We start from the raw sequence: 13977 nt of genomic DNA, 5'->3' as shown, positions 1-13977 counted from the left end.
CGCTCGTGCGCACGTCATGGTTGGTGATCGGGGTCTAGGGGAGTCTGAAGTCGAAGGGGGCGTCGCGGTCGCAGCTCAGCCGCCCGTCCTCGACGGCGGGCATCACGGTACGGCTGAAGTAGTCGTTCCACTCGCGCGGCAGCGTCTGCTCGCTGGAACCCACCTCGGACAGCCGCCCCAGCAGGTCGACCGGGCTCTCGTTGAACCGGAAGTTGTTCACCTCGCCCACGACCTCACCGTGCTCGACCAGGTAGACCCCGTCACGGGTGAGCCCGGTCACCAGCAGCGTCTGCGGATCGACCTCGCGGATGTACCACAGGCAGGTGAGCAGCAGTCCGCGCTCGGTGCCGGCGATCATCTCCGCCAGCGAACGCCCGTCGCCGGGCGCCCGCATGATCAGGTTGTCGATCGCGGGCGTGACGGCCAGCCCGCTGAGCTCGGCCGAGTAGCGCGTCTGCTGCAGCGCGCCGAGCCGCCCGTCCTGCACCCAGTCGGTCGCCGACAGCGGCAGGCCGTTGTCGAACACCGAGCTCTCGCGGCTGGAGGCGTGGGCGATCACGAACGGCGCGCACTCGATGCCGGGGGCGGCCGGATCGCTGGCGAGCGTCACCGGCAGCGTGGCCAACTGCTCGCCCACGCGGGTGCCGCCGCCGGGCTTGGCGAAGACCGAGCGGCCGTCCAGCGCGTCCCTGGCGCCCGCGGACCAGTACGCGTAGATCATCAGGTCGGCCACCGCGCTCGGCGGCAGCACGGTCTCGTAGCGCCCCGCGGGCAGGTCCACCCGGGTCTTGGCCCACTCCAGCCGCTGCGCCAGCGAGGCGTCCAGCGCCGCCACGTCCACGTCGGAGAAGTCGCGGGTGCCCACGCCCGTCCAGGCCGAGCGCTTCAGGTCGGCCGACTTGGCGTTGAGCTCCAGCCGCCCGGACGGCTGGTCGTGGCGCAGGCGCAGCCCGGTGGACGTGCCGAGGAACGTCGAGGTCAGCGAGTGCTCCGCGAAGCCGTACAGCCGCCGGCCACCGGCCTCGGCGGCGGCGAACGCGTCGCCGAGCGCGGGCGCGAACCGCTCGAACACCCCGATGTCGGTCGGGGTCACCGGCTCCGCCCACGAGGCGCTCGCCGGGACGCCCTCGACCAGCGGCCGCGCGTCCTCGGCGGGCCGCGCCTCGCGCGCCGCCCGGTCGGCCGCGGCCACCACGCCGGCGAGCTGATCCGGTCGTACGGCGGCCCGGGAGACCACGCCCACGCCCTGGCCCGCGATCGAGATCACGGTCAGCCGGGCGGAGCGGGCCACGCCGTTGGTCGTCAGCGTGTTGCCCGCGAAGCGCAGGTTGGCCGTGGACCCCTCGTCCACGAGCACGACGCAGCCGTCGGTGGTGGACAGCTCCAGAGCCTTCTCCACCATGTCCTGCGGAGAGATCTGCCCGGTAGGGGATCGCTGCTCGCTCACTTTCCACCCTCCTGCACGGTGTTGAGGACCCGTACGCCCCTGAACAGCCCGGACGGACAGCCGTGGCTGACCGGCGCGACCTGGCCCGGCTGCCCCTTGCCGCAGTTGAAGGCGCCGCCCAGCACGTACGTCTGCGGGCCGCCGACGGCCTCCATCGACCGCCAGAAGTCCGTCGTGGTCGCCTGGTAGGCGAAGTCGCGCACCTGCCCGGCCAGCTCGCCGTGCGAGATCCGGTAGGCCCGCTGCCCGGTGAACTGGAAGTTGTAGCGCTGCATGTCGATCGACCAGCTCTTGTCGCCGACGATGTAGAGGCCCCGCTCGACCCGCGAGATGAGCTCCTCGGTCGAGGGCCCGTCGGGCGCGGCGGCGAGCGAGACGTTGGCCATCCGCTGGATCGGCATGTGCCCCGGCGAGTCGGCGAACGCGCACCCGTTGGACCGCCCGAACCCCTTCATCAGCGCCATCCGCCGGTCGAGCTGGTAGCCGACCAGGATGCCGTCCCTGACGATGTCGAAGCTCTGCCCCCGCACGCCCTCGTCGTCGAAGCCGACCGTGGCCAGGCCGTGCGTGACCGTCCTGTCGCCGGTCACGTTCATCACCGGTGAGCCGTACACGAGCTCGTTGAGCTGGTCGAACGTGGCGAAGCTGGTGCCCGCGTAGGCCGCCTCGTAGCCGAGCGCCCGGTCGAGCTCGGTGGCGTGCCCGATCGACTCGTGGATGGTCAGCCACAGGTTGGACGGGTCGATCACCAGGTCGTGGTCGCCCGCCTCCACCGAGGGCGCCGCCAGCTTCTCCGCCAGCAGCCCGGGGAGCCGGGCCAGCTCGTCGGCCCAGTCCCAGCCGGTGCCCGTCAGGTATTCGTAGCCGCGGCCCACCGGAGGCGCGATCGTCGACATGTCGTCGAACCCGCCGCCCGCCGCCTTCATCGCGTTGAGCTTCGGATGCACCCGCACCCGCTGCTGCGTGGTCATCGTGCCCGCCGTGTCGGCGTAGAACTTCTGCTCCTTGACCTGGAGCAGCCGGGCCGAGACGTGGTCGGCGCCCTTGAGCAGCCCGGCCGACCAGTCGGCCAGCAGCGCCACCTTCTCCGCCGACGGCACCTCGAACGGGTCGACGTCGTAGGCGGAGACCCACACCGTTTCGGAGTGGACCGGCTCGGGGGCCAGCTCGATGGGCTCCCGGTTGATGGGGGCGCTCACCTCGGCCACCCGCACCGCCTGCTCGGCCACCGCCGCCGCCGCCTCGGGCGTGAGATGGATGCCGGCGGCGAAGCCCCACGTGCCGCCCTTGACGACACGGACCGCGTAGCCGAGGTCGTCGGCGTCCATGGCGCCTTCGAGCCGGGCGTCGTAGAGGCTGAGCGTCTCGGCTCTGACGCGTTCCAACCGGAAGTCGGCATGCTCGGCGCCCAGGTCACGAGCGCGTTGCAGGGCGGCGTCCGCCAGCTGCCGCATCGGCAGCTCCAGGAAATCGGAATCGATCTGGCGCATGTCCACGATCCTAACCCCGTGATCTTGTACGTCCCGGACAAGTGCATACCCGCCGGTAGGAGATAGCGTCTGGTGCCATGGCACGCTCTGTACTCGTCACCGGAGGCAATCGCGGCATCGGCCTCGCGATCGCCCGTGAACTAGCCGCGGCCGGCGACGCCGTCGCGGTCACCTACCGATCGGGGGAGCCGCCGGAGGGGCTGTTCGGCGTCAAGTGTGACGTGACCAGCATGTCCGACGTCGAGGCCGCCTTCGACAAGATCGAGGCCGAGCAGGGCCCGGTCGAGGTGCTGGTCGCCAACGCGGGCGTCACCAAGGACACGCTGCTGGCGATGATGAAGGAAGAGACCTTCACCGACGTCATCGACGCCAACCTGACCGGCGCCTTCCGCGTGGCCAAGCGGGCCATCAGGCCCATGATGAAGCTCAAGCGCGGCCGCGTCATCCTCGTCTCCTCCGTCGTCGCCCTGGCCGGCTCGGCCGGCCAGACCAACTACGCCGCCTCCAAGGCGGGCCTCATCGGCTTCGGCCGCTCCATGGCGCGCGAGTACGGCTCGCGCGGCATCACCGTCAACGTGGTCGCGCCCGGCTTCGTCGCCACCGACATGACGGCCGATCTCGACGTGGAGGCCATCATCAAGAACATCCCGCTCGGGCGCCAGGCGTCGCCGGGCGAGATCGCGCGCGTCGTCCGCTTCCTGGCGAGCGACGACGCCTCTTACATCACCGGGGCCGTGATCCCGGTCGACGGCGGACTCGGAATGGGGCACTGACGTGGGAATTCTCCAAGGCAAGCGGATCCTCGTGAGCGGCGTGCTCACCGACGCGTCGATCGCGTTCTCGGTGGCCAAGCTGGCCCAGGAGGAGGGCGCCACCGTGGTGCTCACCGGGTTCGGCCGGATGAGCCTGGTCGAGCGCATCGCCAAGCGGCTGCCCGAGACGCCGCCGGTGATCGAGCTCGACGTCCAGAACACCGAGCACCTCGACACGCTGGCCGCCCGGGTCGGCGAGCACGTCGACGGCCTCGACGGCGTCGTCCACTCCATCGCCTTCGCCCCGCAGAGCGCCCTCGGCGGCAACTTCCTCAACACCACCTGGGAGGACGTCGCCACGGCCATGCACATCTCGACGTACTCCTACAAGTCGCTGGCCGTCGCCTGCCTGCCGCTGATGAAGGAGGGCGGCGCGGTCGTCGGCCTCGACTTCGACGCGAGCAAGGCGTGGCCGGTCTACGACTGGATGGGCGTCGCCAAGGCGGGCCTGGAGTCGTGCAACCGCTATCTCGCCCGTGACCTGGCCAAGCAGAACATCCGCGTCAACCTCGTCGCCGCCGGGCCGCTGCGCACCATGGCCGCCAAGTCGATCCCGGGCTTCAAGGAGTTCGAGGACAGCTGGCCGGAGCGTGCCCCGCTGGGCTGGGATCTGTCCGACACGGTCCCCGCCGCCAAGGCGTGCGTCGCGCTGATGTCCGACTGGTTCCCCGCCACCACCGGCGAGATCGTCCACGTGGACGGCGGCGCCCACGCGATCGGCGCCTGACCTGTTCTGACCCGGATCCGCGGCCGTCGCCGCCGGCTGTCTAAGCCAGGCGGTGGCGGCTGTTGGCCGCTCTGGCCGGTTCGAAGGGGATCGAGTCCGGCTGTTCCGTACGCTGGCGGCGCTGCTGGACGATGCGGGTGGCCATGATCGCCGACGTCAGGAGGGCGATCGTCAGCGAGGTGCCCAGGACGTCCGAGGCGGGTTTCGACGGGCGGATGATGGGCTGATCGCGCAGGGGATCCGTGAGGTCCCTGGCGAACGGGTTGGGCCACAGGAGGTCTATTCGGGGCTCGTCCGTATCGGCGGTCTGGATGTCCTTGACCGGGTGTTCGGTCGTGTCCAGCTCGTACGGCTCGGTCTCCGGCGGCGTCGGGCCCCCCGTCGGGAGGGTCGTCGGCGTTGAGTCCTTCTTGTCACGTTTGTTGGGCTTCGCCGTGGGTGTGGGCTTGGCGGAGTCCTCGGGGTTGCCGGGGTCCTTGTGGTGTGTCTGGACGTCCTGCTTCTCGCAGGCCAGCACCGGGAGACAGCCATCGCTGAGGGTGTTGGGCAGCAGGTGGTCGTCCGACGGTGTCGGCTGGGGCTGCCCCGTCGTGGTGGGAATCGTCGTCGGGACCGCGTCGCCCACCGTGCCGAGGACGTCGTCCGCGGTTTTGTCGACCGTCTTCGTCACGGGATCGAGGGTGTTGCCCGTGAGGGTGTCGACCGTGCCGGTGACCGCCTCCACGACGTCGCACAGGCCGTTCGTCACTCCGGAGAGCAGTCCGTCACCGCGCGTGCAGTCGGTGGCCTCGGCCAGCGCGGGCGACGCGATGACCGGGATCGCGACCAGCGCCAATGCGAGAGCTCCAGCCGAGATCGCGGTCCTGCTCCCCATCCGTCCCCTCCTGGGTTGCTTACGGAGGAAATCTTGATGGACTTCGGCGGTGCGACGCAGGTGTTTTCCGGCTAAAGTTGCGATTCGGTATCGACGCGTGACACGCGAGCATGACTCTCGTTCGCCCTCAGTCGAGCGACGACACGTCATCCAGGGCCTCACGTATCTCTCGGGGCAACACCACGTCCTCGGCGGTCAATGCGCCGGCGAGCTGGGCGTGCGTGCGGGCGCCGACGATGGCGGAAGCCACGCCCGGCTGGTCGCGCACCCATGAGAGTGCCACAGCCAACGGCGAAACACCGAGCCCGTCGGCCGCGGTCATCACGGATTCGACCACACGACGGCTGCGTTCGTCGAGATAAGGGCGGACAAAATCGGCGAAATGCGGCGTAGCGGCCCGCGAATCGGCCGGGATTCCCGTCCGGTACTTGCCTGTCAGAACGCCCCTGCCGAGTGGTGACCAGGCCAGCACGCCCGCGCCCACGTGCTCGGCGGCGGGCAGCAGCTCGCGCTCCGGCTCGCGGGCCAGCAGGGAGTATTCGGCCTGGGCGGAGGTGATCGGGATGCGGCCGGGGATCACCCGCTGCATGACCGCGGCGGCGGCCAGTTGCCAGCCCGCGTAGTCGCAGACGCCCGCGTAGACCGCCCGGCCCGAGGAGACGATCGCGTCGAGCGCCGCCATCGTCTCCTCCAGCGGCACCTCGGCGTCATAGGTGTGCAGCTGCCAGAGGTCGATGTAGTCGAGGCCCAGCCGGTTCAGTGAGTCGTCGACCGCGGCGATCAGGTGGCGCCTGGAGGCGTCCCGCGGCCGCCGGCCCGACGGCGTCACCACCGCCTTGGTCGAGATCACCAGCTCGGAGCGGGGCACCGAGTCGCGCAGCATCCGGCCGAGCAGGCGCTCGGCGTCGCCGCCGGTGTAGACGTCGGCCGTGTCGACCAGGGTGCCGCCCGCGCTCATGAACGTGCGGAGCTGCGCCGCCGCCTCGTCGGCACTGGTGTCACGCCCCCAGGTCATCGTGCCGAGCCCCAGGCGGGACACCGACAGGCCGCTCCGGCCGACATAGCGCTGCTCCATGATCCCGCCAGGTTACCGCCCGGGTGCGTCAAACGCCGTGATCCGCGCCTGCGACACTTGGTCGGTGACCACCCTCCTTCTCGTCCGCCATGGGCTTACCGCCCTCACCGGGCCGGTGCTCGCCGGCCGTACTCCCGGAGTGCATCTGAGCGAGGCGGGCCGGGCGCAGGCCGTGGCGCTGGCCGGGCGCATCGCGAAGGTCCGGCTCGACGCCATCGTCTCCAGCCCGCTCGAACGCTGCCAGGAGACGGCCCTGGCCGTCGCCGAAGGACGCGGCATGGACGTACAGACCGACGAGCGGTTCGTGGAGTGCGGTTACGGAGCGTGGACCGGACGGCCGCTGGCGGAGCTGGCGAAGGAGCCGTTGTGGCAGGTCGTCCAGGCCCATCCCAGTGCGGTGACATTTCCGGAAGGGGAGCCACTGACCGTCATGCAACACCGGGCCGTGGCCGCCGTACGGGAGTGGAACCAACGCCTTGGGGGGAAGGGAGTCTACCTGGCCTGCAGCCACGGAGACGTGATCAAGGCGATCGTCGCCGATGCGCTGGGACTCCACCTGGATCACTTTCAACGGATAACAGCGGATCCTGCGGCTCTCACCGTCATTCGCTATGCCCCCCTGCGTCCCTTTGTGCTCAGGCTTAACGATATGGGGGAATTGCAGCTTCCCGAGGATTCGGAGGAGAAAGACGGGGGAGAAAAACTCACCGGGAGCGATGCCGCCGTCGGTGGTGGACCCGGAACCACGTAAGGTCAGGCTATGCCGGTCTTCGACTACGACCCACCAGAGAGGTTCGTGGCCGGTGCCTTGGGGCAACCGGGCGCACGAGCCTTTTTTCTGCAGGCCAGAGCCGAGGGCAGACTGACCACGGTAGCGCTGGAGAAACTGCAGGTGGCCGCACTCGCGGGCAGGCTGGACGAGCTGCTCGACGAGGTGCTGCGCCGCAGTGGGGGCACCGCGCACGTGCCTGCCATGGCGCCCGCCGACCTGACCGACGACAAGCCCCTCGAGGTGCCTGTCACCGAGGACTTCAGGGTCGGCACCATGGCACTGGCCTGGGATCCCGACACGTCACAGGTGGTGATAGAAGCGCAGGAGATCATCGACGAGGAAGTGGTCGAGGCACCCGAGCCCGCCATGCTGCGGGTGCGGATCAGTGCCGGGGTCGCCCGTGCGTTCACTCAGCGGGCGCTCCAGCTCGTCGCTGCGGGCCGACCGGCGTGTCCCCTTTGCGGACAGCCGCTCGACCCCGAGGGACACGTCTGCGTCCGTCTCAACGGCTATCGCGGGGGTGAGGCGACGTCATGAGCGCTCCGGAGAGCGAACCGGCTACCAAGCCGTCGCACCCGTCGCCCCTGGAGGACGAGGGGGCGCTCAAGCTGCTCCGCGACGGCCGCCTGGAGGTCGCGGGCCGCCTCGTCGAGGCGACCAACATGACGCTCTACTGCTCGATCACGCTCGGCGAGCGCACCGCCGCGTGTGTCTACAAGCCGGTACGCGGCGAGCGCCCACTCTGGGACTTCCCGGACGGCACGCTGGCCGCCCGTGAGGTCGCGGCGTTCGAGGTCTCCCAGGCGACCGGCTGGCAGATCGTGCCGCCGACCGTCTACCGGGAGGGCCCGTTCGGCCCCGGCATGTGCCAGCTCTGGATCGACACCGAACGCGAGGTCGACCTGATGCGCCTGGTACGCAGCCGCAACCCGGTGGTGCGCCGGATGGCGGTGTTCGACGCGGTGATCAACAACGCCGACCGCAAGGGCGGCCACCTGCTACCGCTGCCCACCGGCCACGTCTACGGGGTCGACCACGGCGTCTGCTTCTCCGCCGAGGACAAACTGCGCACCGTGCTCTGGCAGTGGCGAGGCAAGCCGCTGGCCCGCGAGGCCGTGGCCACGCTCACCAAACTGGAGCACGACATCGAGTCGGGCCAGCTCGGCCGAAGGCTGCGCGACCTGCTCACGCTCGCCGAGGTCGAGGCGACCTGGACCCGGATCAAACGGCTGCTCGAAACCGGCCTGCATCCCACTCCCTCCCGAGACTGGCCGGCCATTCCCTGGCCGCCGATGTAAACGGCCATCCCCTGGAAGCCGTGGTAAATCCGTTTACTACGCTTTGCCTTATGTGCACGGTGATCGTGAAGACGGGCCGGCCCCTGACGTTGATGGGTGTGCGAGACGAGTTCGCCGACCGGCCCTGGGAGGGGCCGGGAGAGCACTGGCCCGAACATCCCGGCGTGCTGGGCGGGCGCGACCTCAAGGCGGGCGGCACCTGGCTGGCGGTCGACCCCGCCGGCCGCCGCGCGGCCGCCCTCGTCAACGGGCACGGCAGGCCCGCGCCCGAGACCACCAGGACCTCCCGCGGCGACCTGCCGCTCCTCGCCGTCGGGGCCGGCGACCTGCCCGACGTCGACCTGACCCGCTACGACCCCTTCCACCTGCTGCTCGCCGAACCGACGCGGGCGCGCCTGTTCAGCTGGGACGGGGAACGGCTCAGCACCTCCGAGCTGCCCGACGGCACCAGCATGATCGTCAACACCGGCCTCAACCCGGAACACGAACGGGTGGCCGCCTACCGCTCGCGCTTCGAGAGCTCCGCCGACTGGCGCGAGCTCATCGCCGCCGCCCCCTCAGCCGACCCGTCGGCCCTGATCCTCCGGCACGAGCTGCCCGACGGCCGGGTCTTCGCCTCGCTGTCCGTGACCCTGGTCACGCTGGCCCCGGAGGGTGTGACGTACGAGTTCACGGACCTGACCGCTGATCGGGACGGATAGGCTCAAAGGCATGAGATCGTGGTCTGCCCCCACCATTCCCGCTCTTCCTGGTGAGAGCGTCCCACTGCGGCTCTACGACACGGCGGCCGGGCAGGTCCGGCAGACCGATCCGGGTCCGACCGCCCGCATGTACGTGTGCGGCATCACCCCCTACGACGCCACCCACCTGGGCCACGCCAACACCTACCTGGCCTTCGACATGGTCGGCAGGCTCTGGCGCGACGCGGGCCACGAGGTGCACTACACCCAGAACGCCACCGACGTCGACGACCCGCTCCTGGAGCGCGCCGAGCAGACCGGGATCACCTGGCAGCACCTGGCCGAGCGCGAGATCGAGCTGTTCCGCACCGACATGGAGGCGCTGCGCATCGTGCCGCCGCGCGAGTACGTCGGCGTGACCGAGGTCGTCGGCCGGGTGGCCGAGCTGATCGCCGAGCTGGCCGCCAAGGGTGTCACGTACGAGCTCGACGGCGACGTCTACTTCAGCGTGGCCGACGCGCCCAAGTTCGGGCAGGTGTCCGGCTACAGCGAGGAGCGGATGATCGAGCTGTTCGCCGAGCGCGGCGGCGACCCCGGCAGGGCCGGCAAGCGCGACCCGCTCGACTGGCTGCTCTGGCGGGCCGAGCGGCCCGGCGAGCCGGCCTGGGAGTCGACGCTCGGCCGCGGCCGGCCCGGCTGGCACATCGAGTGCACCTCGATCGCCCTGGACAACCTGGGCGCCGGCTACGACGTCGCGGGCGGTGGCACCGACCTGATCTTCCCGCACCACGAGTGCGGCGCCTCCGAGGGGCATGCGGCCACCGGGGAGTGGCCGTTCGCCAAGTTCTACACGCACGCCGGGATGGTGGCGCTCGACGGCGAGAAGATGTCGAAGTCCAAGGGCAACCTGGTCTTCGTCTCCAAGCTGCGGGCCGTGCGCGACCCGATGGCGATCCGGCTCGTGCTGCTCGCCCACCACTACCGAGAGGACTGGGAGTACGTCCCGGCCCAGCTCGCCGAGGCCGAGGCCCGGCTGGCCGTCTGGCGTTCGGCCATCGGGCTGGCCGCGGCGCCCGAGGCGCTCGGGCTGCTGGCCCAGGTACGCGAGCGGCTCGCCGACGACCTGGACACGCCGGGCGCGCTGGCCGCCCTCGACGCCTGGGCCGAGCGGGCCCTGTCGGGCGACGGCTCGGACCCGACGGCACCGGCCCTGGTCCGCGACCTGACCGACGCCCTGCTGGGCGTCGCGCTCTAGAGGAGACGGCCGCGTGGTCATCGACCCTTGTGATCACCCCCCAAGTGCGGCGAGACGGCATACCTTGCCGTCGATCACCTGCCCGTACACGGCCTCGGTCTGCTCGGCGACGCGCGCCCAGCCGTACCTCTCCTGAGCGCGGCGTGCCCCGGCCACGCCGATCGCCTTGCGCCGGTCCTCGTCGGCGAGCAGGTCGCGCAGGGCTCTGGCCAGCGCTCGCGGGCGGCGCGGTGGCACCAGCACGCCGCAGCCCGCGACCGTGTCGAGGTGCCCGCCGACCCCGGAGGCCACGACCGGCACGCCGCACGCCATCGCCTCGATCGCCACCATGCCGAACGGCTCGTACCAGGGCACGCAGACCACCACGTCCGCCGAGCGCATGAGCGCCGGGACGTGGGCGCGGGGGACGCTGCCGATCACGTGCACCCGGTCCCCGACACCGCATCCGGCGGCCAGTTCGCGCAGCCGCACCGACTCCTCGCCGTCCCGGTGCCCGCCGGCGATGACCAGGTCGGCCTCGGGAAGCCGGCGCATGGCCTGGATCACCGTGCCGACGCCCTTGCGGGGCACCTGGCGGCCGATGCTGAGCACCATCGGACGCCGGATACCCGCTCCGGCGCGCGGCGCGACCGGGCCCTGGGGGCAGAACTCGGTCAGGTCCACGCCGCACGGCACCACCGCGATGCGCTGCTCGGGCACGCCCATCGCGCGCAGCTCGTTCACCTCGTCGCCGCAGGTGGCGAGCACCGCGTCGGCGCGGGCGCCGATCTCGCGCTCGGTCGCGAGGCGGTGCGCGGGGCTGGAGTCGGCCTGACCCTGCCAGCGCCGCTTGACCGTGCCCAGCGCGTGGAACGTCTGCACCACCGGCACGTCCTCGGCGGCCTGCAGGGCCGCCTGGCCGCTCATCCAGAAGTGCGCGTGCGCGACGTCGGGCCGGCGCACGGCCCAGCGATCGGCGAGACGGTCGGTGAACTCCGGCATGTACCGCGGGAGCTCGTCCTTCGGGATCGGAGCCGCGGGCCCGGCCGTGACGTACTCGACCGTGACGCCGGGTGCCAGGGGCACCGAGTCCGGCTGGGCCGGATCGGAGCGGCGGGTGTGGACGACGACCTTGTGCCCGCGCTCTCCCAGCGCGACGGCCAGCGCGGCGACGTAGACGTTCTGGCCGCCGGAGTCGACGCTGCCGATCGCGGCCAGGGGGTCCGCGTGTTCAGAGATCAGATCGACATTCACAGGTCAGCTCCCTCACTGCTTTGACCACCTGCTCGCTTGTCACCTGCGACGGACATGGGTGCCCGGGGACCGGGCACCCGCGTGCCCTGGTGTCCCGGCAAGGGGTTCGCCGGGCGCCGAGGAGCACCGCGGGCACCCTGTAGGGAAGACGGGACAACCGGGGGGGCGAACAGGCTCACGGCAGGCGTACCGACCACGGGTGCCAGGTGCGGGGCCGGTGTCTCCGGCCATGAGCACGCCGGCCCGCTCGATGAGGGCTGCCAGCTGTGAGAGCGTCGTTCCACCGCCGAGGTCGACCGCAACATCGTGGGCGACATAGGCGGTGAGCTCGCGCTCCTTGCCTGTCACGACGACCCGGTGCCCGTTTTCGGCCAGCTCCCGGACCGCTTGCCGATGCCGCTCGGCAGGCCAGGTGCTGACGTCTCCGGGTGGACCACTACGTACGCGCCTTCACCGGCGCCGGTGCCGGTATCTATAGGGTTCCCGATAACGTTCCCAATATCCGGAAGAGGTGGGGGGACAGCGAGTTTTCCCTGATCATCGGGTGACAATTCGCACCCGGCGGTCCAGCAGAATCTGCCGTTCGTCGCCCTGAGTAGTTGTTTGTGGAGGGGGCGCTCGGGTAGCTGGGCGTCAGCGCGACGGAGGTGAAAGGTGTTCGAACCACGACGTCCTGGGGCGGTGCTCTTCGACCGGGACGGGGCCCTGATCAAGGACGTCCCCTACAACGGCGACCCGGCGCGGGTCGAGCCGATGCCGGGCGCGAGGGAGGCGCTGATGCGCCTGCGCCGGGCCGACGTGCAGGTGGCGGTCGTCACCAACCAGTCGGGCGTGGCCAAGGGCCTGCTCACGCCGGACGAGATGGATCAGGTGAACGCCAGGGTCGAGGAGCTCCTCGGCCCGTTCGACGCGTGGGCCATCTGCGTGCACGACGACTGCGACGGCTGTACCTGCCGCAAGCCCGCGCCGGGGCTGGTGATCAGGGCGGCGGCCGTCCTCGACGTCAGCCCGCGCGACTGCGTCGTGGTGGGCGACATAGGCAGGGACATGGAGGCGGCCAGGGCCGCGGGGGCCAGGGGCATCCTGGTGCCGAGCGGTCAGACCCGCGCGGAGGAGATCCAGCAGGCCGCCGAGGTGGCCGAGGGCCTGTCCGACGTCGCGGACCGCGTGCTGAGCGCCGTCGCCGAGGCCGGCGGAGTGGTTTCCGGGAGGATGGGCTCCGCGGTCTGGTCACCGCTGGTGGGCTGGAGTCGCTGGTGAGGAAGGCCGACCAGGGGTAAAAACTTCGTCAATTATCCGGAGCTCCCCGCCCGGACCGGCAAGGCCGCCCGCGCCGTGGCACCGGCCCGTTACGGGCTGACCAGGGTTCCTGGCCGATTGGGATCTCCTTTTTGCGGAGGTATGGCCGGAAAAAGGAGGGGTAGAGGCCTTCACCATGATGATGATGGATTGGTCGCGTAAGGCCTCCTGCCTGGTCGTAGACCCGGAACTGTTCTTCCCGATCTCCCCCGAAGGGCCGGGCCACGCGCAAGTGGAGCGCGCCAAGGTCGTCTGCCGCGACTGCCCGGTACGCGAGCCCTGCCTCGACTACGCGCTCACCACCGGACAGGCCTACGGCGTCTGGGGCGGCACCGACCCGTCACAGCGGCGAGAACTCATCCTGACATCACCTCAGCGAGAAAGCGTTGGCGCTCGCCGTCCTCGAGACGGTCGCTGAACAGCACACCGTCGAGGTGATCGACCTCGTGCTGCAGCACCCTGGCGAGCACACCCAGCGCCCGCACGGTGACGGGCTTGCCGAACGCGTCGCGGCCACGAGCCGTGACCATGTACGAACGTTCCAACGGCCACCACAGACCCGGCGCCGACAGGCACGCCTCGTCCGCCGTGATGCGCCGCTCGGACAGCTCCAGCCGCGGATTCACCAGGCACCCTGACTTGCCGTCGTAGGAGTAGACGACGACACGCAGCGACACCCCGATCTGGGGTGCGGCGAGGCCGGCGCGGCCGGCTCCGGCGCGCATCGTCGCCGTCAGGGACTTGACCAGCCCCCGGAGTTCGCGGTCGAAGTCGTGAACCGGCGCCGCCACCGAGCGGAGCACCGGATCGCTGAACACACGGATAGGACGGACTGTCACCGCAACTCCCCGATTGGTCGCGTCGTCTGGGGAGAGGCTTCCCGCGCGCCTTCGGGATCAACCGTCGGGGTTCTGGGTTGTAGCACAGCGGTAACAAGGGAGACCCCGGGGCGAAACCGCCTGAAAGCACTATCTATTCTGTGATCTCACTTCCGGCTCATGGGCCTGTGATGCTT

General features: G+C 70.6%; 16 protein-coding genes. 9 read left to right on the top strand and 7 right to left on the bottom strand.

What is annotated here, in order from left to right; genetic code table 11:
* Nucleotides 1-34: 34 nt before the first annotated feature.
* Together AB0F17_RS20225 and AB0F17_RS20220 are read right to left on the bottom strand one after the other, a co-directional pair.
* Nucleotides 35-1402 (bottom strand): metallopeptidase TldD-related protein, encoded by a 1368-nt coding sequence (locus tag AB0F17_RS20225; RefSeq protein WP_358024974.1) that lies wholly within the window; start codon nt 1400-1402, stop codon nt 35-37.
* Nucleotides 1403-1443: 41 nt separating this feature from the next.
* Nucleotides 1444-2937 (bottom strand): TldD/PmbA family protein, encoded by a 1494-nt coding sequence (locus AB0F17_RS20220; protein ID WP_358024952.1) that lies wholly within the window; start codon nt 2935-2937, stop codon nt 1444-1446.
* A 77-nt stretch (nt 2938-3014) separates the two neighbouring features.
* Here AB0F17_RS20220 and fabG point away from each other — a divergent pair, with 77 nt between their 5' ends.
* Both fabG and fabI read left to right on the top strand, forming a co-directional pair.
* On the top strand, nt 3015-3710 hold the full coding sequence (gene fabG, locus AB0F17_RS20215; RefSeq protein ID WP_358024950.1) for a 3-oxoacyl-ACP reductase FabG: 696 nt from the start codon (nt 3015-3017) through the stop codon (nt 3708-3710).
* A 1-nt stretch (nt 3711) separates the two neighbouring features.
* Nucleotides 3712-4476: an enoyl-ACP reductase FabI gene (fabI, locus tag AB0F17_RS20210; protein WP_358024948.1), complete on the top strand. Its 765-nt coding sequence runs from the start codon at nt 3712-3714 to the stop codon at nt 4474-4476.
* A gap of 40 nt (nt 4477-4516) precedes the next feature.
* Here the strand turns inward: fabI and AB0F17_RS20205 are convergent, their stop codons facing one another.
* Together AB0F17_RS20205 and AB0F17_RS20200 are read right to left on the bottom strand one after the other, a co-directional pair.
* Complete coding sequence (locus AB0F17_RS20205) at nt 4517-5350, bottom strand: hypothetical protein (protein WP_358024946.1); 834 nt, start codon at nt 5348-5350, stop codon at nt 4517-4519.
* Between the two features lie 127 nt (nt 5351-5477).
* Entirely contained in the window at nt 5478-6425 is a 948-nt protein-coding gene (locus AB0F17_RS20200) for an aldo/keto reductase (protein WP_214636322.1), read from the bottom strand.
* Nucleotides 6426-6489: 64 nt separating this feature from the next.
* On the opposite strand from AB0F17_RS20200, the gene AB0F17_RS20195 reads away from it, so the two are divergent.
* The 5 genes from AB0F17_RS20195 to mshC are packed head-to-tail and all read left to right on the top strand — an operon-like array spanning nt 6490 to nt 10430.
* Nucleotides 6490-7176, top strand: a complete 687-nt coding sequence (locus AB0F17_RS20195; RefSeq protein ID WP_358024944.1) for an MSMEG_4193 family putative phosphomutase — start codon at nt 6490-6492, stop codon at nt 7174-7176.
* A 9-nt stretch (nt 7177-7185) separates the two neighbouring features.
* Nucleotides 7186-7734, top strand: coding sequence for a DUF3090 domain-containing protein (locus AB0F17_RS20190; RefSeq protein WP_358024942.1), 549 nt, complete (start codon nt 7186-7188; stop codon nt 7732-7734).
* Nucleotides 7731-8495: an SCO1664 family protein gene (locus tag AB0F17_RS20185; protein ID WP_358024940.1), complete on the top strand. Its 765-nt coding sequence runs from the start codon at nt 7731-7733 to the stop codon at nt 8493-8495. Before AB0F17_RS20190 ends, AB0F17_RS20185 begins: the two co-directional genes overlap by 4 nt.
* 50 nt (nt 8496-8545) lie before the next feature.
* Nucleotides 8546-9196 (top strand): NRDE family protein, encoded by a 651-nt coding sequence (locus tag AB0F17_RS20180; protein WP_358024938.1) that lies wholly within the window; start codon nt 8546-8548, stop codon nt 9194-9196.
* Nucleotides 9197-9206: 10 nt separating this feature from the next.
* A complete protein-coding gene (mshC, locus tag AB0F17_RS20175) occupies nt 9207-10430 on the top strand; it encodes a cysteine--1-D-myo-inosityl 2-amino-2-deoxy-alpha-D-glucopyranoside ligase (protein WP_358024936.1) in 1224 nt (407 codons plus the stop codon).
* Nucleotides 10431-10463: 33 nt separating this feature from the next.
* Here the strand turns inward: mshC and AB0F17_RS20170 are convergent, their stop codons facing one another.
* Both AB0F17_RS20170 and AB0F17_RS20165 read right to left on the bottom strand, forming a co-directional pair.
* Nucleotides 10464-11663, bottom strand: coding sequence for a glycosyltransferase (locus tag AB0F17_RS20170; RefSeq protein WP_358024934.1), 1200 nt, complete (start codon nt 11661-11663; stop codon nt 10464-10466).
* 39 nt (nt 11664-11702) lie between these two features.
* Entirely contained in the window at nt 11703-12038 is a 336-nt protein-coding gene (locus AB0F17_RS20165) for a hypothetical protein (protein ID WP_358024972.1), read from the bottom strand.
* A 279-nt stretch (nt 12039-12317) separates the two neighbouring features.
* Here AB0F17_RS20165 and AB0F17_RS20160 point away from each other — a divergent pair, with 279 nt between their 5' ends.
* Nucleotides 12318-12923, top strand: a complete 606-nt coding sequence (locus tag AB0F17_RS20160; protein ID WP_358024932.1) for an HAD-IIIA family hydrolase — start codon at nt 12318-12320, stop codon at nt 12921-12923.
* Nucleotides 12924-13107: 184 nt separating this feature from the next.
* Entirely contained in the window at nt 13108-13380 is a 273-nt protein-coding gene (locus tag AB0F17_RS20155; RefSeq protein ID WP_358024970.1) for a WhiB family transcriptional regulator, read from the top strand.
* Here the strand turns inward: AB0F17_RS20155 and def are convergent.
* The gene (gene def / locus AB0F17_RS20150) at nt 13319-13801 is read right to left on the bottom strand and encodes a peptide deformylase (RefSeq protein ID WP_358024930.1); all 483 of its coding nucleotides are present in this window, start codon (nt 13799-13801) and stop codon (nt 13319-13321) included. The genes AB0F17_RS20155 and def overlap by 62 nt on opposite strands.
* Nucleotides 13802-13977: the final 176 nt, after the last annotated feature.

Origin of the sequence: Nonomuraea sp. NPDC026600, from assembly GCF_040638335.1 — a bacterium.
Lineage (GTDB): Bacteria > Actinomycetota > Actinomycetes > Streptosporangiales > Streptosporangiaceae > Nonomuraea.
The sequence above is the reverse complement of the archived record's forward strand: the minus strand, read 5'-3'. Positions and strand labels throughout refer to the sequence as shown.